Genomic DNA, 23846 nt, shown 5'->3' on the forward strand with positions numbered 1-23846 from the left:
GGATCAGGAATCGCGACCGGCGACGCTGCGGGCGCGGAGGATGCGCTGGGTGATGCGCCCTCCCCGGGCCGCTGCGGCGATCGGGTCAAAGCACAACATGGCGGTGCGGGTACGCCGGCCGGCAGCAAGGTGGTCGCGGATGGTCCGCTCGGACAGCACCGGTACCCGCTGGTGGATCTGCTGCACGGTCAGCTGCTCACCTTCGAAGGCATGCAGTCGGGGACGGGACATGGCGGAAGCGCTCCTGGAAGGTGGCGGGCCGATACCTGCATCTTGCCCCTGTAGATGCTCCCAGTCAACACCTTTCATCTACTTGCATCATGGTGCGGTTGGGCGGGCTGGCGATCCACAGCCGCAATGCCGCTGCTGCCAGACGCTCACGCTCAACCGGGCCGCGTGCGGCCAGGACACCCTCGAGATACTGTTGGCGGTGCCGGCGCGGACTGACCGTCGTCCAGCGCCCGTCGGTGCCCACGCGCCGGTAGCCGTCCAGTTGCAGCAGGCGACGTGCTTCGCAGTGCAGGCGCCAGTCGTCGCTGCCGCTGTCAACGTCGCGACCATCATGGATGCGTGGCATCTAGAACGGGCCTGCCGCATGCTCGGCGAGAGTGCGTCTGCGCTCTGGCATCAGCCAGACTTTGGCGCGTTCCTTGCCCACCACGCGGGTGCGTACGCCATGGCGTTTGACCACGTAGGCGGCGGCCTCGTTCACCTCGCGACGGTTGGGCCTGTCGATGCCCACCGCGATGACGATCTCGGTGGCGCGGTAATGCGCGCTCCAGTGTTCGGCAGGGAGCGACCAGTCGAAATGACGATCGATCAGTTCGGCGATCGGCGAGATGGGCTCGTGTTCGCTGTTGGTGGCATTGAGCGCATCCAGTTCCTCGGCACTCAAGTGCCAGGTCTCGCCACTGCAGTACAACGCATGGGCCTCAGCCCAGACCTGCTGCATGTCGATCCGCGCCGGTTCGCCCAGCGCCACGGCGTGCACGGTCCACCAGCGGGTGTTGCCGGTGGCATCGCGGAGGAAGCGTTCGTCGTTGACACTGGCAAACAAGATGGTGCGCCGCGCATAGCGGGATTCGGTGCGCGCGTAGGGGCGACGGATCTCGTCATGGCTGCGCGAGATGAATGATTTCAGTGCCGCGATATCGGTACGGCGGAAGGTGGCATCGACTTCGCCCAGCTCGACGATCCATCTGGAGATGACCTGCTTGACGCTGTCCTTGTTGGCCGGATCCAGCACCACCCCGTCGGCGATCAGTTGCAGCTCTACCGGCGCCAGCTGCCGCGCCCAGCGTGTCTTGCCCAGGTTCTGTTTCGAAACGAACGTCAGCACGCCGCGCGCGACCACGCCATCGGGCTCAAACGCCGCAGCCACGCCGGAGATCAGCCAGCGTCGCATCAGGACTTCCTTCAGCACGCGGCCGTCGGCCATGTGCGTGGGCTTGGCTTCCTGCACGGTGTCGAAGAACGCCTGCAGGCGGGACTGACCATCCCACGGCCGTGAGGTGATCCAGCTGGCTACCGGGTTGTAGGGATTGGCTTCGGCCACCTGGCACAGGTTGGTCTCGAAGCTGGCGGTGGCCATGCCGGCGCGGTGCATGCAATCCATCACTTCGCCCGCCGCGACCTCCTTGGCGTTGTCCACGGTCGTCTGCAGCCCAGGAACCAGAATCTCCAGATCCTTGCGGATGACGTTGTAGCGCACGGTCACACCGGTACGACGGCACAGCTCGGCCAGGTTGCGGGCGGTTGGCAACGGCCGCCCGCGCGCGTTGGTATCGGGAAACGGGGTGAAGGCATCGAATGCGGACAGGTTGCCAGGCACCTGGTAGCGCGCGCTGGCCGATGACGGCGCATCGTCCAGCGCCACGTCGTCGCCCCCTGCCGGCGGCATGGGGGGCAACAACTGGGCACGCACGGTGTCCAGCCCCTCGCGCAGATGCAGGTCGTTGAAGTCGGTAGGGCGGTCATCGTCGCCATGCAGCGTGGCGAACTCGGGCCAGACCACGCGGGCATCGATGTCCGCGGCAGCCTGCGTGGCCAGGGTGACGCCAGGGTTGTCCAGCGGCTGCCGCGTCCACTGATCGTTGTCGGCACACAGCACGAATGACGCGTCCGGCATGGCGCCGCGCCAGGCTCGGGCGACCGCGCCAAGGTTGCCTGCATCCCAGGCCACCACCACGCACCAGCCCGTGGCCTGATGGATGGATCCGGCGGTGGCATAGCCCTCTGCAATGGCGATCGGTTGGCCGGTAACCGGCTTGCCGATGACATGGAAGCAGCCCTGCTTGCGGCCACCGGAAAGGAAGTCCTTGTCGCGGCCAAGTGCTGGATCCACGCGGGGAAAGATCGCCTGCAACGAGACGATACGGCCCGCGCTGTTCATCACCGGTACCAGCAGGGCGCTGTCGATGTGGCGGAAGACAAGGCCATCGCTGTTGCGCACCGGCCATGGCGCCACACGCAGGCCATGTGCGTGGATGCCCTTGCGTACGAGATACGGGTGGTGGGCATCGGCAGGAATGGCACGGTTCCACAGCACGTTGGCCGCCTTGGCGGCGGCGTCCTCGCGTTCGCGCTGATGCCGTTCGCGCTCGCTGCGGGCCGCCTCCTGGCGTTGCCTGATGGCACGCTGCTCGGCGGCGCTCAACGCGGTCGGCGATTTCGCGCACCAGGCATGGCGGGTGCCGGTCCGCCAGCTGCCGAACTCGCCGGCCGGCACGTGGTCTCCAAACAACACCGCCCAACCATTGCGCGTGCCACGACGGTCGCCTTCCACATGGAAGCGCACCAGCGTGCCATCGGCGTTGAGCGCGTCGCGGCCGCGCGCGTCCGGCACGATGCCGTGCGCGTGCATGGCCTGCAGGAACGCGGGAACGATGTCCTGCGTGGGATGCGGTGTGTGCATTCGACAAGGCCCCTGGGAACGTGGATCGGTCCACGGCGGCCGATGGCGGCCAACGTGCTGTGCAGTGTCCGGCGTGCGCAGGTCACGCAGCGGCCGACCGACGCAGTGTGGTCAGGATGTGATGGAAGTGGTGATACGGTCATGGTGTCGGAACGGGGCTTCATTTGCAACACCTTCCAGCACCTTACATCCCTGATCGCAATGGGGCCACCCAGTAAGCATTGGATCTGCGATGGCGTTCGCAGATCACTGTGATCGTGCCGATGCGTCGCAGTTGGCGAGAACCGGTTTTCGGATGATGCGATCGCCGTCAACGACGGCCCATCGTTTCTCTCCATCGCGCCTTCGGGCGCCCGTGCACAAGGAGCCTGCATGCCTGAAATCCACTGCAACCACGAACGCCGATCCGCCGCGGAATCCGCGTCGTTGACCGTCGTTGCGACGTTCTCAATCGGTGCGACCACCCCTCGATAAAATACAACCCGCATGACGGACACCATCGACGAAGCGCAGGAAATGGAAGCGCGCCACCTGCAACGCGCCCTGGCCCAGCACGCAACGCGGGCCAGCAACGTTGCCCCTCTCACTCCCATGGGGGAATGCCACAACCCGGACTGCAGCGAGGACTTCGACAACGATCCGGCAAGACTGTTCTGCGGGCCTGCCTGTGCCGAGCGTTTCGAAGCCATCCATCAACACCGCAACGCATAGGAACAGGGGACATGTCTCTGAACAGCAACGACGCTGACTTCACCGAACGCATCGCCGGTTTATCGGCCGAGCTCGCCGTGCTGGTGAGCCTGGTGGAGAACCACATCCATCTGCAGCTGGCTGATCTGGCCGACTCGGGTGATGTGGATGCACAGGAGCGATTCGCGGTAGCCGATCCGGAGCGCTGGTTGGAGAACGCCCGCAACAGCCTGCAGGCGGGTGTCATGTTCCTGGAGCGCGCGGTGCAGCAGCCGGCGCGGTTCTAGTCATCCGGTGCGGGGGCGGAAGGGGCCGGCCAGGCTGCCTTCCGTCCCCCTCGGGCAGTGGACGATCCCCTGCGCTGGAGGCTGCGTCATAACGTCGCACTGGCCGCCGGGCAACCCTGAACGTGGTCCAAGGTTGACCGCAGGCCCGTAGAATGGCCGGGTGCGTCGTTCTGTCCTCCACCGCCGGTTCCAGTCCCTGGCATGGCTTGCCATGCTGCTGGTGCTGCTCGCCCCGTTGGTGAGCCGTTGGCTGGCGCACGGTCACGTGGCTATCGCTGCGCCGGTGGCGGCGATGGACCATTCCCAGCATGCGCAGCATGCGATGGAGGGCCATCACGACCACCACGCGATGGCGATGCAGCAGGGCGAGGTCGAAAAGAAGCCGCCCGCCGATCCACACGCCGCGCATGAGATGGGCGTGGACTGCGACTACTGCCTGATCGCCGCGCGGCTGATCACCCTGCTGGTGGCCGCATTGCTGCTGTTGGCACCGATGGTATCGATATGCGGTGCGCTGCGTGGTGCAGTGCAGGCGTTGCCGCAGCGGGTCAGCGGCACATTGGGAGCGCGCGGGCCACCGGCCTTCATGGCTGCCTGAGCCACACGCGCGGTGCATTGATCTTTTTTCATGAGGTTGCCGGCCACGGCCGGTGCCCGCACGCGCGTGTCTGTCCCTTTCTGATTGCTGCCCTGCCATTGCAGGGTGGCCTTGCATGCCGTGAACAGATGAAAACGAACCCCAACTCCGCGCGCCTGCGCCGGGCGACGCTGCCTGTCCTGTGCGCGTTGCTCCTGCACACCGCCTCTGTACTTGCCGCCGATGCGGCACCACCGACCACGCTGGATACCGTGCGCGTGGTCGATACCCGCAGCGGCGAGCTGTCTTCCACCTCCAGCGCAGGCTCTGCGTTGGGCCTGAGCGTGCTGCAGACACCGGCCAGCCTGACGGTGATTTCGCGCGAGCAGCTGGAACAGCGCGGCGACACCAACCTCAATGATGCGATCAGCCGCGCCGGTGCGATCAGTGCGATGCCGCACCCGGGCAACGGCCTGAGTGCGCTGTCCAGCCGTGGCTTCACCGATGGCGCTTCCGTGATGCGCCTGTATGACGGGCTGCGCCAGTATGGCGGCGTGGGCATCACCTTTCCGTTCGATACCTGGTCCATCGAGCGCATCGAAGTGCTGCGCGGTCCGGCCTCGGTCATCCATGGCGATGGTGCCATTGGCGGGGTCATCAACATCGTGCCAAAGAAGCCGACGCGCGGTGCCATCGAGAACGAGATCAGCGTGACCGTGGGCAGCGAGGACACCGCACGTCTGGGCTTCGGCAGTGGCGGCGCGCTGACGCCCGAGCTGGCCTACCGGCTGGATGTGAGTGGCAACTACAGCGGTGGCTGGGTTGATCGCGGGCGCAGTAGTGATGCCACCTTCTCCGGCGCACTGCTGTGGCAACCGCGTGCGGATCTGCAGCTGTCGCTCACCCATGCGGAAGGCTATCAGCAACCGATGCGCTACTTCGGCACGCCACTGGTGGATGGCCGCCAGCTGGAGGCGCTGCGCCACCGCAACTACAACGTGGAAGACAGCGACATCCGCTACCGCGACCGCTGGACCCAGCTCGATGCGCTGTGGACGCCGAACGCAAGCGTCGAATGGCGCACGCGCCTCTACCAGATCGACAGCCAGCGCGATTGGCGCAATGCCGAAGCCTACGTCTACAACCGCGCTACCGGCTTGATCGATCGCTCAGGCAATACCGAGATCACCCACGACCAGGACCAGACCGGGTTGACCTCGACGCTGAGGGTACAGGGGAACATTGCGGGCCTGGCCAACAGCTTCGCCGTGGGCCTCGATGCCAACCGCGCGCACTTCAAGCACACCAACAACACCTATGCCGGCAGCTCGGGCCCGGTCGATCCGTTCGATCCGGTGCCGGGCCAGTTCACCAGCGACGCGCCGAACCTGCCGCGCTACCGTAATCGTGCCGAGCAGTACGCGCTGTTCGTGGAAGACCGCTTGGCGCTGAGCGAGCGCTGGTCGGTGCTGGGTGGGCTGCGCCACGACCGCGCGCGCATTGATCGTGCCGATCTGATCAGCGGCCAGAACGCGTTCTCGAAGACCTACCGCAGCACCGGCTGGCGTGCAGGCACGGTGTTCGCGTTGCGGCCGACGCTGAGCCTGTATGCGCAGTACTCGCAGGCGGCGGACCCGGTCAGTGGCCTGTTGATGATCAGCCCGGCCAACGGTGCCTTCGACCTGGCCAAGGGCCGGCAGATCGAGGTGGGCCTGAAGCAGGCCTTCGATGGCGGCGAGTGGACGCTGGCGGCGTACCGCATCCGCAAGACCGGGCTGCTCAGCCGCGATCCGCTGGTGCCGGATCGCCGCGTGCAGGTGGGCGCACAGACCTCGCGTGGCATTGAGGCGTCCTTGAACTGGAACTTCGCGCCGCGCTGGTCGCTCGATGCCAATGCCACGGTGCTGAAGGCCGAGTTCGAGGACTTCCTGGAAACCACCGGTTCGCCGGCGGTGCTGGTGTCGCGTGATGGCAACGTGCCACCGAACGTGGCCGAGCGCCTGGCCAATGTGTGGCTGAGCTGGCAGTTTGCACCGGACTGGAGTGCGGCGGGCGGCGTGCGTTACGTCGGCAAGCGCTACGCCGACAACGCCAACACCTTGGAGCTGCCCGGCTACAGCACCACCGACCTGGCACTGACCTGGCAGGCGGCACCGCGCACGCGGCTGTCGGCGCGGCTGTTCAACGTGTTCGACAAGGCGTACTACGCCACCGCGTACTACACCAGCACGCAGTGGCTGCTGGGTGCGGACCGGCGCGTCGAATTCACCGTCGATCATCGCTTCTGAGGAGGCTGGCGATGACGTTGCGATCCACCGCCAAGCGCTGGACCTATCTGGTGCACCGCTGGCTGGGCATCGGCGGATGCCTGCTGATGTTGCTGTGGTTTGTCAGCGGCATGGTGATGCTGTTCATTGGTTACCCGAAGCTGACACCCGGTGAGCGGCTGGCGGCGTTGCCGGTGCTGGGGGATGCTCGCGATCTGCAGGGGCTGTCGGTACTGCCTGCCGTGGTGCAGGCCGAGCCGGAGGTTGTGGCGCTGACGACGCTGCGTGGCGAGCCTGCGTACGTGGTGCGCAATGGCAGCAACGTGGGCGCCTGGTCTGCCGTGACCGGCCAGGCGCTGCTGCCGGTGTCGGCACAGCGAGCCGAAGCATCCGCCGCACAGTTCGCGGGCGGCCAAGCCTTCGTCGGCGCGACACGCGTGGATGAAGACCGCTGGACGCATTCGCGTGCGCTGGATGCGCATCGGCCGCTGTACCGGGTTGAAGTGGGCGGCGCGCAGCCAGGGGATGTGTATGTGTCCTCACACACCGGCGAAGTGGTGCAGGACGCACCGCATGTGCAGCAGCGCTGGAACTATGCGGGCGCCTGGCTGCACTGGTTGTACTTCCTGCGCATGCAGTCGGTGGACCCGGTGTGGACGTGGGTGGTGATCGTGCTGTCCGCGCTGTGCTCGGTGGCAGCGATCAGCGGCATCGTGGTGGGTGTGTGGCGCTGGCGCTTCCGCGGGCACTACCGCACTGGCGCGAAGACGCCGTACGTCGAGCCCTGGATGCGCTGGCACCATCTGATCGGGCTGGTGGCTGCGGCCTTCATATTCACCTGGATCTTCAGCGGGCTGATGTCGATGAATCCGTTGGGAGTTTTCAGCAGCACGCGTGAAGCGATGGACAGCGGACGCTATCGTGGCGGTACGGTGGCGGTGGATGGCGCGTTGGGTGAACCGGCGGCGCTGCTGGCGGCCGTCGACGACGCGCGCTTCAAGCCGGTGGAGATCCAGTGGCGACGCATCGATGGTGAGCTGTTCGCGGTGTTGCTGGACGGGCAGGGCGAGACCCGCATTGTGTCCGGCAGTGATGGTCATCTGCAGGTTGCGCGGTTGCTGCCGGCCGCATGGCTGCAGCAGAAGGTGCGGGCGTTGTCCGATGCGCCCGTGCAGGGGTACTGGGTCCAGCATGCAGCGGATGCGTACTTCTACCCGCGTGCACCGGAAGCCATGAACGGCGCAGCGGTACGCCGCTTCCCGGTGGCGGTCGCTGATTTTGACGATGCCGAGGCGACGCGGGTCTACCTCGATCTGGCCACTGGCGACCCGTTGCTGACGATGGGGCGTCGCGAGCGCGTGGGTCGCTGGCTGTTCCACTTCCTGCACAGCTGGGACCTGCCGGCGATGCTGCGTCAGGTCACCGCCCGGCTGGCGGTGTTGCTGCTGCTGAGCCTGGCTGGCGCTGCGTTGTGTGCAACGGCCACGGTGATCGGCTACCGCCGGTTGCGGATGAAACTGCGGCGCAGGCGGCGGTAGCATCCTGCCGCGAGCGCGCCGTCTGTGAGACTATCCGGAGTTCCTGGCCATGAAGGCCGCGGCCCGCAGTCGATGTCGATGGCCAGGGAGTGCAGGGGGCACCGTACTTGCAGCGTTTCAATGGTGGTCCCTGGATAGGATTTCCACACAACGTAAATGGAGCAAGGATGAACTACGTTTCGATGGGTGTTCTCGCAATTGGAATTGCAGCGGCATCTGCGGGCGCGCAGGCCAAATCGTTCCCGCGTCTCTACAACCTCCCGACCACCACCACGGCTTCCGTGTCCAATGCCCTTCCGGCGCCGGGGCAGGTGATCCAGCTTTCTGCGCAGGTCGATGGCCAGGCGCTGGGGCTGTATCACATCCCGGGCAATGAGCAGATCGGTGGCTTCGTCGAATTCAAGGTGAATGGCCAAGCGGTGGGTAAAGTGCAGGTCAGCACGACCAATACACCAATGGCAGGTCTCGTTTCCCAGCTTGACCAGGCTTGCTATGCGGCAACACGCGATGTCCAGTTCTGTACGCATCGCTATGCCTATGGCAGCCCCGCCAAGGTTGCGGTGAACTACACCGTGCCCGCCGGCTTCACCACCGCATCGATCACCGCCACCTTCAGCGGCGATGGCCAGTTCTCGCAAGGTTCGGTGTCGGCGCCGATCAACCTGCGCAACATTCCAACCTTTGGTGAGATCCGCGGCGCAGGCAACAAGTGCCTCGACGCCGAAGGCGCCAACACCGGTCCGGGTACCGCCATCCAAGTGTGGGACTGCACGCCGGGCACGCCGCAGCAGTTGTGGACGGTGAAGCCCAACACGTCGACCATCACCGGTGTGCCCAGCAACCGCGTACTCGATATCGTAGGTTACGGCACCAGTAATGGAAGCCGGATCCAGCTGTATGACGCGCACGGTGATTGGAACCAGTCATGGAAGTTCACCAATACCTCCATCGTCGGCGTGGGCGATAAGGTGCTCGACGCCATCGGCGCCTCCAGCGCCAACGGCACCAAGATCCAGCTTTACAGCAACGCACAGACTGCCAACCAGAAGTGGGAGTTCAATCCGGCCAACGGCTCGATCGTCGGTGTCGGCGGCAAGTGCCTGGATGTGGAAGGCGCCAACACGGCAGATGGCACCCGCGTACAGCTGTGGGACTGTACGGGTGTACCGCAGCAGCGCTTCGAACTGGGTTCGGATGGATCGATCCGCGGGCTGGGCGGGAAGTGCCTGGAGGCAGCCGACGGCGCAAGCCATGACGGCAATGCGATCCGCATGTGGTCCTGCAACGGCGGTGCGCACCAGTCGTGGCGCCTGGTCGGCGAGATCCGCAATCCGCAGACCAACATGTGCCTGGATGATCCTGGCCTGGGCAACACCAATGGCTCCAAGGTGCACATGTGGATGTGCCATGGTGGCGACAACCAGCGCTGGCAGTTCTCCTCCTACTGAGGAGAGCCAGGGCTGATGTCATGCTCTGGAACCGCGTGCCTTCGGGCGCGCGGTTCCGTACAGGCGTCACACCCGCAGCCAACGTGTGGACACGGCCACCAGCAACAAGGCCGTGGCCACACCGATGAACGCAGCAATCAGACCGAAATGATTGGCGGCAAAGCCGATCAACGCCGGTCCGGCAAGGATGCCGGCAAAGCCCAGCGTGGAAACGGCGGTGATGGCTAGCGCGCCGGGCATGCGGGTCTGGTGGCCGGCCAGCGAGAACAGCGCGGGCGCGATGTTGGCGCAACCGAGGCCGACCAGCACATAGCCCGCCAATGATGCCTGCCACGGCGTGACCAGGGTCAGCACCAGCACGCCGGCAGCGGCGAGCAGCGCGCCGAACACGATCGCGCGCTGGCGGCCCACGCGTGCCACCAGTGCATCGCCGAACAGGCGCGCGACCGTCATGGTCAGGGTGAAGGTCACATAGCCGACGCCGGCGAGGCTGGCATCGACGCGACGTACATCGCTGAGGAACACCGCGCTCCAGTCGAGCATCGCACCTTCGCCGAGGAAGGCGACGAACGCCAGCACGCCGATGAACAGCACGATGCCATGCGGCAGGGCCAGCATCGGTGTGTCGTGCGGCATGCGTTCGCTGTGCCAGTAGGTCGCCGACAACAGCGTCACCAGCAGCATGGTGCCGACACCGATCAGCACCGATGCCAAGGGCGGCAACTGTGCGGACAGCAGCACGGTCATGGTGGCCGCGCCGAGGAAGCCGCCAATGCTGAAGAAAGCATGGAAGCCAGACATCATCACCCGCCGTGCTTCGCGCTCGACGATGACGGCCTGCACGTTCATCGTGCAGTCCATCGCGCCCACGGCCGCACCGAACACGAACAGCACCACGCCCAGCGTCCAGGCCGAACCCGCCAGGGCCAGGCCGGGCACGGTCAGGCAGATCAGCAGGCTGCTGGCCACCATCACCCGGCGGCAACCGAGGCGTGCGGCCAGCACGCCGGACAAGGGCATCGCCAGCAGCGAGCCGGCACCGAGGCAGAGCAGCACCAGCCCCAGCGTGGCGTCATTGATCCCGGTGCGCGCTTTGGCGAATGGCACCAGGGTGGCCCACAACGCGGTGGCGAAGCCGGGAATGAAGAACGCAGCGCGGGTCGCGTGCTGTTCGGCACGCGCGCGGTTGGCAAGGGACATGAGCAGTACGGTCAGGGAGGCGTGGGGTGCACCGCGATACCGGCGGCGTGGAAGCGAGCCGCCAAGGCGGGCGGTGCGGTGGTGGTCAGCACCAGGTCGTCGATCTCGTCCAGGCTGGCGATCTGCCAGTTGCCGCGGGCACCGAGCTTTTCAGTGGTGGCGGCGACGATGACGCGGCTGCTGCAGGCCACCATCGCACGCTTCAGCGTGGCTTCTTCCGAATCCATTGCCCACACACCGGTGTCGCCGTCCACCGCGCAGGGGCCGGGCAGGTACACGTCGGCACGCAGGCGCTGCACCTGGGCCAACGCCTCGGCACCGACCGCACCGCCACCGCTGGCCAGGCGCCCGCCGATCAGCTGCACTGAAGTGCCTTCGAGCATGCTGGCGGCGGTGGCGATCTGCGGGGCATTGGTGATCACCGTCAGCCCGAGAGCGGCCGGCAGCTGCTGGGCGATCGCCAGATTGGTCGAACCGGCATCGAGCAGTACCACCTGGCCGGGTTGCAGCAGCGCGCAGACGCGGGCGGCCAGCTCGGCCTTGTCGCCGCGGTCGCGGGTCAGGCGCTCGCGCAGCGGCCGTTCCTTGGGCGGCGGCAGCACGGCGCCGCCGTAGACGCGCTGGCACAGGCCCTGGGCGGCGAGCTCGCGCAGGTCGCGGCGGATCGAATCTTCGGAGACGGCATAACGGCGCGCCAGTTCGGCGGCGACCACGCGGCCCTGCTGGCGCAGCTCCTCGAGGATCTGCCGGGTGCGCTGGGCGGGGAGGGGGCTGGGGTCGGCGCTCATGCCGCAAGTCTGCACGTTCGTGCATAATCATGCAACAACATGCATTGGTCGGGAGGGCACAGGGCGGCTGGACTGCCGGTGAACCCGCCCGCCCCGGGGTCTATGGATCGGCCTCGCGGCCCGGCATCATGGCGGGGCACTTGGCATGGAATCCCTGATGTCTCCCACCGTTCACCGCAAGCTGCGCATCGGCGCGGACCAGTACACCGGCCAGAAAGTGGTCGACCAGCAGTTCCACGAGTGCGATTTCTCCGGTGCGGACCTGACCGGCACCGAGTTCATCAACTGCAGTTTCTACGATGCCGACAGCCGCGCCGGCTGCCGCTTCAATGGCGCCACGCTGAAGGAAGCCAGTTTCCGCAGCTGCGATATCAGCATGTGCCATTTCAATTTCATCAAGGCGCTGGGCCTGGAGATCAGCGAGTGCCGTGCGCAGGGCGCGGATTTCAGCAACGCCAGCTTCATGAACCAGATCACCACGCGCAGCTGGTTCTGCAGCGCGTTCATCAAGAAGTCGAACCTGCGCTATGCCAATTTTTCGCGGGTAACGCTGGAAAAGTGCGAGCTGTGGGAAAACCGATGGGATGGCGCGAATGTGAGTGGCGCCAGCTTCGCCGGCTCGGACCTGTCCGGCGGCCAGTTCGAGGGCATCGACTGGAACAGCGCCAACTTCACCGACTGCGACCTGACCAACTCGGAGCTGGGTGAGCTGGACCTGCGCAGCACCAACCTGCGTGGTGCCACGCTGGACGTGCAGCAGGTGGCGCTGTTGATGCAGCGCATCGGCATCACCGTGGTGCCGTAGGCATCACCCGGCGTACGCCACCCAGCCCTTGAAGCTGAAGCCTGCGTAGAACAGCTCCACGCCGTCGAAGCCGGCCTCCTGCAGCAGCGCCACTTCCTGTTCGGGGGCCAGCAGCGGCAGCCGCTCGGCAATGGCCTCGATCGCGCGCTGTGCATCGGCGTGGGCAACGCCCGAGGCTTCGGCGAACGCTGCGTAGCGCTGCAACCAGCGCAGCTTGCCGGCCGGATCCTGCGGCACGCTGTGGTGGGCCACCACCAGCGGTGCGCCGGGCTGCAGGCGCCTGTGCAGCTCGCGCAGCGTGTGCAGGCGCTGCGCGGCGTCGAGGAAGTGCAGGGTCAGCAGGCAGCTGGCCCCATCGAAGCGCAGGTCCGGGGCATCGTCGATGTAGCCTTCCAGCAGCTGCACGCGCGGCATCAGTGGACCCAGTGTCTGCTCGGCCAGGGCCAGCATCGGCGCGGCCGGATCCACGCCCAGCAGCTGCCAGCCCGGCTGCGCCTCGGCAAAAGCCTTCAGCTCCAGCCCGCCACCGGCGCCCAGCACCAGCACACGGCCCTGCGCGGGAACGCGTTCGGCCAGCAGCAGGCGGCTCATCTGCTGCAACGCGAGGAAACCGGGCACCTGGCGCAGCGGCGCTTCGGCATAGCGGGCCACCGCCTGCGGATCGGAGAACGTGGACATGCGCGGATTCCTGCGGCGGGGGGACATACCACTGTAGCGCGGCGCGCAAGAGGCATTGCGCGCCGCTGCCACACGGGCAGGACAGGGCTCAGGCCGCTGCTGCCTCAAGCACGTCTTCCAGCCGCACCTCGCCGAGGAAGCCACCGCTGCTGGTTGCCGGCTGCTGCGCTTCGATGGCGTGGGCGAACTGCACGCCGGCGTCGTCCTGCAGGCGCTCGAACAGCTGCTGCACCCTGGGGTACTCGCGACGATCGACCACCTGGTGATAGTCGTTCCAGCGCGCGATGCCGGCGAAGTAGGCATCGGCAAAGCTGCGCTGTTCGCCCAGCAGCCACGGGCCCGTGCCGATCATCTGCTCCAGCGCCTGGTGGGCGTGGCGCACCTTGGTGGTGCCATAGGCATGCAGCGCCTCGCCTTCATCGCCTTCCGCATGCTCCAGTGCGTGCCAGAGCGGCGCGTAGGCACCGAAGAAACTGGTGTTGAGATAGGCCAGCCGATGGTTGAGGCGATCGAAGCCGGAGGTGCCCTGTGCGAAGCCCAGCCCCTGCGCGATACCCAGCGCGGCCAGGTGGTTGAGGATGGCCAGGCTCTCGCTGAGCAGCTCGCCCTGCGCGGTTCGCAGGGTCGGGGTTTCGCCCAGCGGATTGAGGCGGCGGTAGTCTTCGCCCTGCACCTGGCCGGGCATGTCGATGCGGCACAGGTGATACGGCTGGCGCAGCCATTCCAGGGCGACGATGGAGCCGAACGAGCAGCCCGAGGGCACGCCGTAGAAGAGGATCGGGGTCATGGCAGATTTCCGGTTCAAGCCGCGATGCGGCGGGTGAGGGAAGCGTGCCTGCGTGGACATTGCCCCGGAAGCCGCTTGAATGGCATCCTGAAGTCCACATCTGTGGACGTTGCGCATGCTCAACCTCAACGATCTGGCCCTGTTCGTGACTGCGGTGGAGCAGGGCGGGTTCGCCGCAGGCGGGCGCCATCTGGGCCTGCCGCGCTCGACCCTGAGCAAGCGCGTGGCGCTGCTGGAAGAGCAGCTCCAGGTGCGGCTGCTGCAGCGCAGTTCGCGCCGCTTCGCATTGACCGAGGTCGGCCAGGAGTTCTTCGAGCGCGCACGCGCAGCGTTGTCTGAGGTCGAAGCCGCCGAGGCCATCGTCCGCGACCGCCAGGCCGAACCCAGCGGCACCGTGCGGATCAGCGCTTCGATTCCGGTGGTGCAGGGGGAACTCGCCGCGTGCCTGCCCGCGTTGGCCCGCCGCTATCCACGGCTGCGTATCGAAGTTGAAGTGAGTGATCGTTTCATCGACCTGGCGCAGGAAGGCATCGACATCGCCCTGCGCAGCCACTTCGGTCCGCTGCCGGATTCCGGGTTGGTGCAGCGCATGCTCGGTAGCGAACGCATCGTGCTGGTGGCGTCCCCTGGTTATCTGGCAGCCGCGCCGGCACTGGACACGCCCGAACAGCTACGCGCGCATGCCGGCCTGCTGACCGCGCGCCATGCAACGCGCTGGACGCTGCACGGCGCCGACGCCCGCACTGTGCAGGTGGAGCCGCAGGTGGCGCTGGTCGGCAATGAATCGCAGCTGCTGGTCGCGGCGGCCGAAGCGGGTCTTGGCATCACCGTGCTGCCACACAGCCTGTGTGCTGCGGCCATCGCCGCCGGCCGCCTGCAGCAGGTGCTGCCGGCATGGCATGCCGGCGAAGTCACCACCAGCGTGCTGCTGCCGCATCGCCGCGGCCAGCTGCCGGGCGTGCGCGTGGTGGTGGATGCGCTGGTCGCGCATTACCAGCTCAACGCAGCGCGCGCGCCAGTACCTGCCAGATCCTCGGGTCCTGGCACTGCGAAACGTTGAAACGCACATAGTCGGCCGCGCGCTGCGATTGGCTGAAGGCATTGCCCGGCGCTAGCACGATGCCTTCGCGCAGGCATTGCCGCGCCAGTGCGGCGGCGTCGCGGCCATCGGGCAGCTGGCACCACAGGAACAGGCCGGCTTCCGGCTGCAGCCACGGCGTGATGCCCAGCATCTGCAGCTTCCGCAGTGTGTGCCGGCGTGCATCGGCCAGCCGCGAACGTATCGACTGCATGTGGCGGCGGTAACCGCTGTCGGTCAGCGCGATGTGCATCAACTGCGCGGCCAGATGGCCACCGCCGAAGCTGGTCGCCAGCTTCAGGTCGGTCAATGCCTCTATCCAGTCGTGGCGCGCAGCGATGTAGCCGCAGCGCGAGGCTGCCGACAGCGTCTTGGAGAAACTGCCGACGTGGATCACCCGTGACAGTCCATCGAGCGCGGCCAGCCGCGGTGCCGGCTGCAGTTCGAAGTCGGCGAAGATGTCATCCTCGATGATGATCAGTTCGCTGCGTTCGGCCAGGCCCAGCAGGCGGTGTGCGGTGCTCGCGGAAAGCACCGCGCCGGTCGGGTTGTGCAATCCGGAATTGGTGATGTACAGCCGCGGCGAATGTGCCTGCAGGGCCTGCGCGAACGCCTCCAGGTCCGGGCCGCTGTGCGTGTACGGCACGCCGATGGCCTGCACCTGGTGCGCCTTGAGCAGCGCGTGGTAGTTGAAGTAGCTCGGGTCATCGACCAGCACGCAGTCGCCGGGCTTGAGCAGGAAACGGCAGAGCAGATCGACCGCGTGCGTACCGGATTCGGTCAACAGGATCTGCTCCACCGGTGCATCGATGCCAAGCGTGGCGCTGCGCCTTTGCAGCAGCTGGCGCAACGCGGGCAGCCCGAGCGGGGCGGCGTAGTCCACCAGTTGCATGGCATCGGCACGCGCCAGCCGGCGCAGGCCGCGGCGCACGCCATCGTGATACAGCCAGTCACTGGGCATCCAGCCGCACCCTGGCTTGAGGTCGCCCGCGGGCGTTTCCAGCGATTGCCGTGATACCCACAGCGGATCCACCGCGCGATCCAGCCGTGGCTCCAGTTCGGCCAGCGCCAGCGGTGCGGCCGGGCCACTGACGTAGAAGCCCGAGCCTGCGCGCGCACTGATCAGGCCTTCGGCCGCCAGGCGCTCGTAGGCTTCGACCACGGTGGAGACCGAAACCCCCATCGTCGCAGCCTGCGCACGAACCGAAGGCAGGCGTGAGCCGGGGCCATCCACCCGTGCACTGATGCGGGTGCGGACGGTCTGGATGACCGATTCGATGCGGGTAAGCGGGCGCGGCATGGTGGAACCGTAGTGGAAGTGTGGGCAGTACAGTTACTTGCGACTGTACTGGATTGTAGCTGGGGTCTTCCCGCGCCGGATGCTTCCATGCAGGTCCAGCCGGGCATCGTCCGGCACCTTCAGGAGTATAGGCGTGGAACGGTCGGCGAGTGGTTGGATCAATGGCTTCATCGGTGTGGTGATCTTCGCCGGCTCCCTGCCGGCCACCCGCTTGGCGGTGCTGCAGCTGGACGCCGGATTCGTCACCGCTGCACGCGCCACCATTGCCGCCGTGCTCGGCCTCGGCCTGCTCCTTCTGCTGCGCCAGCCGTGGCCGCGGCGCAGTGACCTGCCCGGGCTGATAGTGGTCAGCCTCGGGGTGGTGGTCGGCTTTCCGTTGTTGACCGCACTCGCGCTGCGCCACGCATCGTCGGCGCACACCATCGTGTTTCTCGGCCTGTTGCCGTTGAGCACTGCGGTGTTCGGCGTGCTGCGCGGTGGTGAACGGCCGCGACCGGCGTTCTGGCTGTTTTCGTTGCTGGGCAGTGCCTGCGTGGTCGGCTATGCGGTGCGCAACGGCATCGAGGCATCGTTGCAGGCCGATCTGCTGATGCTGGCGGCGATCGTGGTGTGCGGGCTGGGCTATGCCGAAGGTGGTCGGCTGGCCCGTCATCTCGGCGGTTGGCAGGTGATCAGTTGGGCGTTGCTGCTGGCCTTGCCGGTGATGCTGCCGCTGACGGTGCTGATGCGCCCGACATCGTTCACTGCGGTCGGTGCCTCGGCGTGGTGGGCGCTGGGCTATGTGGCAGTGTTCAGCATGCTGATCGGCTTCCTGTTCTGGTACCGCGGGCTGGCGCAGGGCGGCATCGCCGCCGTCGGCCAGTTGCAGTTGCTGCAACCGTTCTTCGGCCTGGCCCTGGCCGCGCTGCTGCTGCACGAATCGGTCAGCCTCAGCATGGTGCTGGTGACCGTGGTCGCGGTGATCTGCGTGGCCGGCGCGCGCCGCTTCAGCCGCTGAACGAAAAAGGGGACGTAGGGGATTAAGTCGTAATCGGTCCTACTGTGCCTGAAACGACTTAATCCCCTCCGTCCCCTTTTCCGGGGCGCCCTGGAACAGATGCGCAACGGCGTAGTCGATGAACACCCGCAGGCGTGCACTCGGATGGCGCCCACCGGGCCATAGCAGCGAGAACTGCCCCTGGTGCGTGGGCAGCGCAGGCAGTACCCGTTGCAGGCGGCCATCGGCCAGCGCGTCGGCTGCGAGGAAGTCAGGCATCCAGGCCAGGCCCATGCAACCGATCGCAGCGGCAAGCACGGCCTCCATGTTGTTGCAGGTCATCGCCGTGGGAAGGCGCGCTCCGGCATCGCCTTCGATGCCCGGCAGCTGCCAGGGATGCAGCTTTCCGGTGGTGGGGTAACGGAAGCGCAGCGCGGTATGCAGGCGCAGCTCGCCCACATCGCCGGGCGTTCCATGCATCTGCAGATAGCCCGGCGCCGCACAGAGGATGAAACGAAAGCCGCCCAGTCGCCGTGCGGTCAGGCTGGAATCGGCCAGTTCACCACTGCGTATCACCGCGTCCAGGCCTTCGCTGACCACATCGACGATGCGGTCGTTGAAGTCCAGTTCCAGCTGCACCTGCGGATAGCGTTGCTGGAAGCCGGGCAGCACCGGCAGCAGGAAGCGGTACCCGATGGTGGGCAGGCCGATGCGCAGCAGCCCGCTGGGGGCGTGCTGTCGCTGCGCCAGGTCCGCCTGTGCTTCGGAAAGTTCATCTAGCGCACGCCGGCAGCGCTGCAGCAGCAGTTCGCCTTCGTCGGTGAGATGCACGCGGCGGGTGGTGCGTTGGAACAGCCGGGTGCCGAGCTCCTGTTCAAGGCGGGCGATGCGCTTGCCGACCGCCGACGCGGACAGGCCAAGTGCACGCGCAGCACCAACGATGCTGCCGGCCTCCGCGGTGCGGACGAAGGCGAGCAGGGCAGAAATGGAGTCCATGCGGGGCATGATTACGGAACATTAGGACGCAATCAACGTCCATCGAGCCTGTTTTTCAGGGATAGCGGCCCGTCCATCATCAATGCCCCTGATGGATGGAGGCCCGCATGGCCCCGGTTTCGATGCTCCCTGTACCTGTCCAGACGCAGCAGCGCTGGACCCTGCTTGCCGTCTGCCTGGCCGCACTGGCGTTGCCGTTGTCCTTCTCGGCCGGTGCGGTCGCGGTGCCCGCGCTGGCCCGTTCCGTGGCGTCGTCGCCGAGCGTGCTGGCCTGGGTGACCAACGCCTTCATGCTCACCTTCGGCAGCCTGCTGCTCGCTGCCGGTGGCCTGGCCGACCGCTATGGCCGGCGGCGGTTGTTCCTGCTGGGCACAGCAGGCTTCACCATTGCCACGATCGCCGTCTGCCTTGCTCCCACGCTACCCTCGCTGGATCTGGCGCGTGGGTTGCAGGGCGTTGCCGCCGCAGCGGCGTTGGCGTCCGGCACGGCTGCGCTCGCGCATGCCTGGCAGGGGCCGATGCGTGGCCGTGTGTTCGCCCTGCTGGGCGCCACATTCGGTGCGGGGTTGGCGCTGGGGCCGCTGTTTGCGGGTCTGCTGCTGCAGGCATTGGGATGGCGCAGTGTGTTCGCCGTCGGCGGCGTGCTGACATTCGCCGCCTTCGTACTGGGCGCGCGTGTGTTGCCCGAGAGCCACGGTGAACGCGGGCGGCTGGATGTCGGCGGCATGCTGGGCTTCAGCCTGATGCTGGCAGCGCTGACCCTGGCCCTGCTGTGGCTGGGCGAGTTCGGCCTGCATACCGTGCGCGTGCAACTGGCGCTGTTGGCGACGCTGCTGCTGGGCGCAGCGTTCATCTGCATCGAACGACTGCACCGCTCACCCCTGCTGGACCTCTCGTTGTTCTCGCAACCGGCGTTCCTCGGTGTCCAGCTGCTGCCGGTCGCAACCTGCTTCGGCTACGTGGTGCTGCTGGTGGTATTGCCTCTGCAGCTGCTGGGAGTGCACGGACAGAGCGCGACCCTGGTGGGGCTGCAGATGCTGACCCTGTCCGCGCCGATGCTGGTGCTGCCGATGCTGGCCGCGCGCTGGGCGGAGCGCGTGGGAAGTGCGCGGCTGTGCACGCTGGGACTGCTGGTCTGTGCCTCTGGCCTGTACCTGCTGTCGCGCCATGCATCGCAGCCGTCGCCTTCGCAGTGGGTGCCGTGGCTGATGCTGGTCGGTGCAGGAACGGCCTTGCCATGGGGGCTGATGGATGGGCTGTCGGTGAGCGTGGTGCCGGTACAGCGTGCGGGCATGGCCGCCGGCATCTTCGGGACCGTGCGTGTAGCCGGTGAGGGCATCGCATTGGCCGCAGTCACTGCCTTGCTTGCGCTGCTGATCGGCCATCAGCTGCAGGGCGCGTCGCCGGCATCGCTGGCGCGTGCCGGTGCCTATCTGGCCACGGGGGCGCGGGAACAGGCGCAGGCACTGCTACCGGCGATGAGTCGCATGCAGCTTCAGCATGCCAGTAGTGAGGCGCTGGCAACACTGCTGCGTGTACTGGCGCTGCTGACCGCCGCATGTGCTGCGTTGTTGCACCTGTTGCTGCGGAAACGTAAAGACGCGTTGGTCGGGCGTACTGCGTAGCAGGCTCATCGCCCGCCTTCGCCGTCATCCCGTTGTCGTGTCCCGCTCACGCTGCCTATGCCCACCCGGGCCTAGGCTTGGTCGTCCCCGTCCCCCACGGAGACCTGCCATGTGGCTGCTCGATCATCTCTGGCCTGGCCGTCGACCGCTTCCTCCCCCGGCCGCGGATGCGCCACCGGCACCGCCGCGCCGGCCCTGGCTGAAACGCCCGGCGCGGGCCGGGCGCAGCGGCATGGCGCCCTGGCAGAAGGTGGCCACCCCGCCGCGGCGCACGCGCCACTAGCCGGTGCGGTCTGATGGATGGTTGACCCCATCGCTGACCGGGATCACCCCCAACGCGAACGGGTCGATGCCTTCCAGGCAGGCCACGTTGTAGCCGTACTGGTCGGGGTTGGAGCGGCGCCGGTGATGGGTGTAGATGCCGCACACGCCACAGAAGTAGTGCTCGGCCACATGGGTGTTGAACTGGTACATCTGCAGGTGGTTCTGCCCGCGCAGCACCTGCAGGCCCTGGCGGGGGACGCTGGCGGCGATGGCGCCCCGGCGCCGGCACATCGAGCAGTCGCAGCGGCGGGGATCGACGATGCCGTCGGGCAGGTCCAGCAGCAGCTCGACGGTGCCGCAGTGGCAGGTTGCGCGGTGCTGGGGTTGGACCGGAACGCCGGCCACGGAAGTGATGCCCATCATTGCTCCTGTGTGATCCGTCTGGCCGCGGGGGCCGCCGCAGACGGTGCGCCGGTGTGCCTGAACGGGCCGTAGATGCCACGGTGAACCCGCTTGTGGCTAACTATGCGGCTTCAGGACCGCGACAGGATGCCAGTGAAAGCCGCAGGACGATGGATGACAGGAAGTGCCATGGCGCTGCTGGCGCTGTGGGTGACCGGGCTGCTGGCCTATCAGTTGCCGGGGCCGGGCTGGCTGGCCACCGGCGTCGCCGGGCTGTGGCTGCTGGTAGCGCTGTGGGTGTCGTGGCGGGTCGCGCGTGGCCGTGCCTCGCGCCGCCTGGGCCTGGCGTTCGGGGCATCGCTGGCGCTGGCCGGCCTGTGGTGGCTGCTGCTGACCCCGCGCCAGGACCGCCTGTGGGCCGATGACGTGGCCCAGCGCCTGCACGTGGTGTCTTTCGATGGCCGCCACGTCGTGCTGGACAACGTGCGTGATTTCACCTGGCGCAGCGAAACCGACTACGACGCCCGCTGGGTGCGCCGCGAGTACGACCTGGACCAGTTGCGCTCGGCCGATCTGGTGCTGTCGTACTGGATGGGCCCGGCCATCGCCCACACCCTGATCTCGTTTGGTTTCGAGGACGGTCGCCACGTGGTGTTCTCGCTGGAGATCCGCAAGGAGCGCGGTGAATCGTTCTCGGCGCTGGGTGGCTTCTTCCGCAAGTTCGAGATGACCCTGGTAGCTTCGGAGGAGACCGACATCATCCGCACCCGCACCAACGCGCGCGGCGAGGACGTCTATCTCTACCGTCTGCATGGCATGGACCGTGCGCAGCTGAAGGAACTGTTCGCTGCGTACATCGCGCAGGCCCGCGAACTGGATGCCAAGCCCGGCTTCTACAACACGCTGACCAGCAACTGCACCACGATCGTCTTCGACCTGGCCCGGCACATCGCACCGCGCCTGCCGCTGGACTATCGCCTGCTGCTGTCCGGTTACCTGGCCGAGTACGCGCAGGAGGTCGGCGCGCTCGCTCCAGGTGTGCCGTACGCCGAGCTGCATGACAAGGGCCGCATCACCCAGCGTGCGCTGGACCTGGGCAGCGGCGACCATTTCTCCACCGTAATCCGCCAGGGCGTGCCCGGCACCGAGCAGGACCCGCAGTAATGACCCGATTCCTCCCACGCCGCTGGCAGCGCCTGCTGCCGGTGTTGTTCGCTGCCTTCCTGCTGCTGGGTAGCAGCGGTTGCGCGATGGTTACCGTCAAGCAGGTCAAGTCCAGCGATTCGCTGGTCAACAAGCGTGCCGACGTGCTCAACACGGGCAAGCTCAGTCCGGCCGCGCGCGAGACGCTCAGCGCGGCAGGCCTGGACGAGTCGCAGTGCGAAAAGGACTTCCTGGTCTGCCGCAGCACGCTGCTGATGACCGACGACCTCAATGTCGAGCAGCGCTTGTCGGCGCTGTCCGAACTGTGGGTGAAGGCCGCGCTGGCGATGACGCCGAAGAAGACGGCTGCCGGCGATCCGCCGATGAGCGATGCGGCATTGGATGCCTGGCTGGAAGCGGCGCGCTATGCCTATGCCTACCTGTTCTACAGCGGCCGTTCGCCGTCCGACCGTGCCTTCGAGGATCGGCAGACGCAGGTGCGCGACTACTACAACTACGCCGCCGAGAAGGCGGCAGTGGTGCTGTTCGTGCGCGCACGCGCCGCTGCGCTGGCCGGCGAGGACTACACGAAGCCGCTCACGGTCGGCAGCTGGTCGCTGGCCTCCAACTACCAGCAGCTGAACCTGAAGAGCATTCCCGCGCAGTTGGTGCCGGCCGGCACGGTCAGCTTCGTCGGCCTGCGCAGTACCTATCGCCGCGATGGCTTCGGTGCCGAGCTGGTGATGGTGATGGACCCGCCGAAGCTGGTTGCACCGGTGATCGCACCCGAGGGCCCCAAGGCCGAGGCGCCGCAGGAGGATGAGGACGACGCACGCCGTGGCCGCCGTCATCGCCATGACGATTCGGTGCCCGAGTTCAGCGAGATGTCCTCGATCAACGTCACCGCACTGCTGCGCTTCGAGGGCAGCAACCTGGACGATGTGATGCGCACGCGCCGGGTCGAGCTGGACGCTTATTCGCCCGAAGCCACCGAGCGCATCACCCTGCATGGCGAGCAGGTGCCGCTGGCCGGCAACTTCACCGCCGCCTATGGCCTGTGGCTGGCGCAGAGCGGTTTCGCCCGGCAATCGCTGCGCACCCTGTTCGGCATGAGCGAGGGCATCGGCGAACCGCACATCTACCTGATGCAGCCGTGGGACCCGAATCGTCGCATCATCTTCATGCTGCACGGCCTGGCCAGCAGCCCGGAAGCCTGGGTGAACCTGGCCAACGAGATCATGGGCGACCCCGAGCTGCGCCAGCAGTTCCAGGTGTGGCAGGTCTACTACCCGACCAATGCGCCGATCGCGTTGAACCGCTACGAGATCGCCAACGCATTCAACGACACGCTGAAGCACTTCGATCCCAACGGCAGCACGCGTGCATCGAAGGACATGGTCTACATCGGCCACAGCATGGGCGGCGTGCTGGCGCGCCTGCTGGTCAGTGACTCGGGCGACGTACTGTGGAATGACCTGCTGGCCAACTACGACCTGAAGGGCGAGCGCCTGAAGCGGGTGCAGAACAAGCTGGGGCCGCTGCTGCATTTCAAGGCGCAGCCGAACGTGGAACGCGCGATCTTCATCGCCGCGCCGCACCAGGGCACCGACATTGCCGGCAACAAGGTCGGGCGCCTGATCGGTCGCCTGGTACGCCTGCCGCTGACCATCCTCGGCAAATTCGAGGATGTGTTCCTGGCACTGGCGCAGGCCGAACAGCAGGTCGATGGCACGGCCAAGCCGAAGATTCCGAACAGCATCGACAACCTCAAGGCCAGCGATCCGTTCGTGAAGGCCGCCGCACAGCTGCCGATCGAAGCGGGCCTGAAGTACCACTCGATCATCGCCCAGCGCAAACCGGAACTGCCGGTGGACAAATCCGATGACGGGCTGGTGCCGTACTGGAGCGCGCACCTGCCGGGTGCATTGTCCGAGAAGGTGATCATCTCCGGCCACAGCGTGCAGGAGACCCCGCAGGCGGTGCTGGAAGTGCGGCGCATCCTGCGTCGGGACATCGATGATGTGGGGGCCGGTACGCGGTAATGCCGGCCGCTGGCCGTCACCATCATGGGATTCCCGCGTGC

The 23846-nt window shown here is 66.8% G+C and carries 22 protein-coding genes; 12 read left to right on the forward strand and 10 right to left on the reverse strand.

The genetic code is table 11. The features are described 5' to 3' along the window. Positions 1-3: 3 nt before the first annotated feature. The 3 genes from AC5P99_RS10650 to AC5P99_RS10660 form a co-directional block, all read right to left on the reverse strand. Positions 4-231 carry a hypothetical protein gene (locus tag AC5P99_RS10650; protein ID WP_241876225.1) on the reverse strand — a complete coding sequence of 76 codons (228 nt, stop codon included), beginning with the start codon at positions 229-231 and terminating at the stop codon, positions 4-6. A gap of 64 nt (positions 232-295) precedes the next feature. Beyond that, a complete protein-coding gene (locus AC5P99_RS10655; RefSeq protein WP_495213143.1) occupies positions 296-577 on the reverse strand; it encodes a DUF7696 family protein in 282 nt (93 codons plus the stop codon). Next, positions 578-2914 (reverse strand): VapE domain-containing protein, encoded by a 2337-nt coding sequence (locus AC5P99_RS10660; protein ID WP_495213144.1) that lies wholly within the window; start codon positions 2912-2914, stop codon positions 578-580. 486 nt (positions 2915-3400) lie between these two features. Between AC5P99_RS10660 and AC5P99_RS10665 the strand changes: the two genes are divergently transcribed. From AC5P99_RS10665 to AC5P99_RS10690, 6 genes are all read left to right on the forward strand, one after another. Continuing rightward, a complete protein-coding gene (locus AC5P99_RS10665; protein WP_005408344.1) occupies positions 3401-3625 on the forward strand; it encodes a hypothetical protein in 225 nt (74 codons plus the stop codon). An 11-nt stretch (positions 3626-3636) separates the two neighbouring features. Then, on the forward strand, positions 3637-3891 hold the full coding sequence (locus tag AC5P99_RS10670; RefSeq protein ID WP_495213145.1) for a hypothetical protein: 255 nt from the start codon (positions 3637-3639) through the stop codon (positions 3889-3891). Between the two features lie 211 nt (positions 3892-4102). Further along, a complete protein-coding gene (locus AC5P99_RS10675; protein WP_495213146.1) occupies positions 4103-4489 on the forward strand; it encodes a DUF2946 family protein in 387 nt (128 codons plus the stop codon). A gap of 128 nt (positions 4490-4617) precedes the next feature. Further along, the gene (locus tag AC5P99_RS10680) at positions 4618-6756 is read left to right on the forward strand and encodes a TonB-dependent receptor (RefSeq protein WP_495213147.1); all 2139 of its coding nucleotides are present in this window, start codon (positions 4618-4620) and stop codon (positions 6754-6756) included. An 11-nt stretch (positions 6757-6767) separates the two neighbouring features. Next, on the forward strand, positions 6768-8273 hold the full coding sequence (locus tag AC5P99_RS10685) for a PepSY domain-containing protein (protein ID WP_464048510.1): 1506 nt from the start codon (positions 6768-6770) through the stop codon (positions 8271-8273). A gap of 167 nt (positions 8274-8440) precedes the next feature. Further along, positions 8441-9721 (forward strand): RICIN domain-containing protein, encoded by a 1281-nt coding sequence (locus AC5P99_RS10690; RefSeq protein WP_005408349.1) that lies wholly within the window; start codon positions 8441-8443, stop codon positions 9719-9721. A 66-nt stretch (positions 9722-9787) separates the two neighbouring features. On the opposite strand, the gene AC5P99_RS10695 is transcribed toward AC5P99_RS10690, so the two are convergent. Both AC5P99_RS10695 and AC5P99_RS10700 read right to left on the reverse strand, forming a co-directional pair. Continuing rightward, entirely contained in the window at positions 9788-10921 is a 1134-nt protein-coding gene (locus tag AC5P99_RS10695) for an MFS transporter (RefSeq protein ID WP_049459421.1), read from the reverse strand. A gap of 11 nt (positions 10922-10932) precedes the next feature. Continuing rightward, positions 10933-11709, reverse strand: a complete 777-nt coding sequence (locus AC5P99_RS10700; protein ID WP_012479318.1) for a DeoR/GlpR family DNA-binding transcription regulator — start codon at positions 11707-11709, stop codon at positions 10933-10935. Positions 11710-11866: 157 nt separating this feature from the next. Between AC5P99_RS10700 and smqnr the strand changes: the two genes are divergently transcribed. Further along, entirely contained in the window at positions 11867-12514 is a 648-nt protein-coding gene (gene smqnr, locus AC5P99_RS10705) for a SmQnr family pentapeptide repeat protein (protein WP_044569588.1), read from the forward strand. A 3-nt stretch (positions 12515-12517) separates the two neighbouring features. Here the strand turns inward: smqnr and AC5P99_RS10710 are convergent, their stop codons facing one another. Next, a complete protein-coding gene (locus AC5P99_RS10710) occupies positions 12518-13192 on the reverse strand; it encodes a class I SAM-dependent methyltransferase (RefSeq protein ID WP_495213148.1) in 675 nt (224 codons plus the stop codon). A gap of 88 nt (positions 13193-13280) precedes the next feature. Beyond that, positions 13281-13979 (reverse strand): glutathione S-transferase family protein, encoded by a 699-nt coding sequence (locus AC5P99_RS10715; RefSeq protein ID WP_495213149.1) that lies wholly within the window; start codon positions 13977-13979, stop codon positions 13281-13283. A 115-nt stretch (positions 13980-14094) separates the two neighbouring features. Here AC5P99_RS10715 and AC5P99_RS10720 point away from each other — a divergent pair, with 115 nt between their 5' ends. After that, positions 14095-15039 (forward strand): LysR substrate-binding domain-containing protein, encoded by a 945-nt coding sequence (locus AC5P99_RS10720; RefSeq protein WP_495213150.1) that lies wholly within the window; start codon positions 14095-14097, stop codon positions 15037-15039. Here the strand turns inward: AC5P99_RS10720 and AC5P99_RS10725 are convergent. Continuing rightward, a complete protein-coding gene (locus AC5P99_RS10725; protein ID WP_088431379.1) occupies positions 14978-16357 on the reverse strand; it encodes an aminotransferase-like domain-containing protein in 1380 nt (459 codons plus the stop codon). The two genes, AC5P99_RS10720 and AC5P99_RS10725, sit on opposite strands and share 62 nt — an antisense overlap. A gap of 133 nt (positions 16358-16490) precedes the next feature. Here AC5P99_RS10725 and AC5P99_RS10730 point away from each other — a divergent pair, with 133 nt between their 5' ends. Beyond that, the gene (locus tag AC5P99_RS10730) at positions 16491-17354 is read left to right on the forward strand and encodes a DMT family transporter (protein WP_495213151.1); all 864 of its coding nucleotides are present in this window, start codon (positions 16491-16493) and stop codon (positions 17352-17354) included. Positions 17355-17393: 39 nt separating this feature from the next. Here AC5P99_RS10730 and AC5P99_RS10735 read toward each other — a convergent pair whose 3' ends face one another. Further along, on the reverse strand, positions 17394-18329 hold the full coding sequence (locus AC5P99_RS10735) for a LysR family transcriptional regulator (protein ID WP_088436010.1): 936 nt from the start codon (positions 18327-18329) through the stop codon (positions 17394-17396). Positions 18330-18436: 107 nt separating this feature from the next. On the opposite strand from AC5P99_RS10735, the gene AC5P99_RS10740 reads away from it, so the two are divergent. Beyond that, on the forward strand, positions 18437-19954 hold the full coding sequence (locus AC5P99_RS10740) for an MFS transporter (protein WP_088436009.1): 1518 nt from the start codon (positions 18437-18439) through the stop codon (positions 19952-19954). A 279-nt stretch (positions 19955-20233) separates the two neighbouring features. Here AC5P99_RS10740 and AC5P99_RS10745 read toward each other — a convergent pair whose 3' ends face one another. Next, complete coding sequence (locus AC5P99_RS10745; protein ID WP_033834825.1) at positions 20234-20638, reverse strand: GFA family protein; 405 nt, start codon at positions 20636-20638, stop codon at positions 20234-20236. 171 nt (positions 20639-20809) lie between these two features. On the opposite strand from AC5P99_RS10745, the gene AC5P99_RS10750 reads away from it, so the two are divergent. Together AC5P99_RS10750 and AC5P99_RS10755 are read left to right on the forward strand one after the other, a co-directional pair. Further along, on the forward strand, positions 20810-21784 hold the full coding sequence (locus AC5P99_RS10750) for an Lnb N-terminal periplasmic domain-containing protein (RefSeq protein WP_088436008.1): 975 nt from the start codon (positions 20810-20812) through the stop codon (positions 21782-21784). After that, positions 21784-23805, forward strand: a complete 2022-nt coding sequence (locus tag AC5P99_RS10755) for an esterase/lipase family protein (RefSeq protein WP_495213152.1) — start codon at positions 21784-21786, stop codon at positions 23803-23805. Before AC5P99_RS10750 ends, AC5P99_RS10755 begins: the two co-directional genes overlap by 1 nt. The last annotated feature ends 41 nt before the right edge of the window (positions 23806-23846 follow it).

The sequence above is a fragment of the Stenotrophomonas sp. YJH_SMC_80 genome, assembly GCF_059372495.1.

Coding starts and splice junctions, on each gene's coding strand:
- AC5P99_RS10670 (WP_495213145.1), top strand. CDS start 3,637: ATGTCTCTGAACAGCAACGACGCTGACTTCACCGAACGCATCGCCGGT.
- AC5P99_RS10740 (WP_088436009.1), top strand. CDS start 18,437: ATGGCCCCGGTTTCGATGCTCCCTGTACCTGTCCAGACGCAGCAGCGC.
- AC5P99_RS10655 (WP_495213143.1), bottom strand. CDS start 577: ATGCCACGCATCCATGATGGTCGCGACGTTGACAGCGGCAGCGACGAC.
- AC5P99_RS10675 (WP_495213146.1), top strand. CDS start 4,103: ATGCTGCTGGTGCTGCTCGCCCCGTTGGTGAGCCGTTGGCTGGCGCAC.
- AC5P99_RS10700 (WP_012479318.1), bottom strand. CDS start 11,709: ATGAGCGCCGACCCCAGCCCCCTCCCCGCCCAGCGCACCCGGCAGATC.
- AC5P99_RS10725 (WP_088431379.1), bottom strand. CDS start 16,357: ATGCCGCGCCCGCTTACCCGCATCGAATCGGTCATCCAGACCGTCCGC.
- AC5P99_RS10735 (WP_088436010.1), bottom strand. CDS start 18,329: ATGGACTCCATTTCTGCCCTGCTCGCCTTCGTCCGCACCGCGGAGGCC.
- smqnr (WP_044569588.1), top strand. CDS start 11,867: ATGTCTCCCACCGTTCACCGCAAGCTGCGCATCGGCGCGGACCAGTAC.
- AC5P99_RS10720 (WP_495213150.1), top strand. CDS start 14,095: ATGCTCAACCTCAACGATCTGGCCCTGTTCGTGACTGCGGTGGAGCAG.
- AC5P99_RS10745 (WP_033834825.1), bottom strand. CDS start 20,638: ATGGGCATCACTTCCGTGGCCGGCGTTCCGGTCCAACCCCAGCACCGC.
- AC5P99_RS10650 (WP_241876225.1), bottom strand. CDS start 231: ATGTCCCGTCCCCGACTGCATGCCTTCGAAGGTGAGCAGCTGACCGTG.
- AC5P99_RS10690 (WP_005408349.1), top strand. CDS start 8,441: ATGAACTACGTTTCGATGGGTGTTCTCGCAATTGGAATTGCAGCGGCA.
- AC5P99_RS10695 (WP_049459421.1), bottom strand. CDS start 10,921: ATGTCCCTTGCCAACCGCGCGCGTGCCGAACAGCACGCGACCCGCGCT.
- AC5P99_RS10715 (WP_495213149.1), bottom strand. CDS start 13,979: ATGACCCCGATCCTCTTCTACGGCGTGCCCTCGGGCTGCTCGTTCGGC.
- AC5P99_RS10665 (WP_005408344.1), top strand. CDS start 3,401: ATGACGGACACCATCGACGAAGCGCAGGAAATGGAAGCGCGCCACCTG.
- AC5P99_RS10680 (WP_495213147.1), top strand. CDS start 4,618: ATGAAAACGAACCCCAACTCCGCGCGCCTGCGCCGGGCGACGCTGCCT.
- AC5P99_RS10685 (WP_464048510.1), top strand. CDS start 6,768: ATGACGTTGCGATCCACCGCCAAGCGCTGGACCTATCTGGTGCACCGC.
- AC5P99_RS10710 (WP_495213148.1), bottom strand. CDS start 13,192: ATGTCCACGTTCTCCGATCCGCAGGCGGTGGCCCGCTATGCCGAAGCG.
- AC5P99_RS10660 (WP_495213144.1), bottom strand. CDS start 2,914: ATGCACACACCGCATCCCACGCAGGACATCGTTCCCGCGTTCCTGCAG.
- AC5P99_RS10750 (WP_088436008.1), top strand. CDS start 20,810: ATGGCGCTGCTGGCGCTGTGGGTGACCGGGCTGCTGGCCTATCAGTTG.
- AC5P99_RS10755 (WP_495213152.1), top strand. CDS start 21,784: ATGACCCGATTCCTCCCACGCCGCTGGCAGCGCCTGCTGCCGGTGTTG.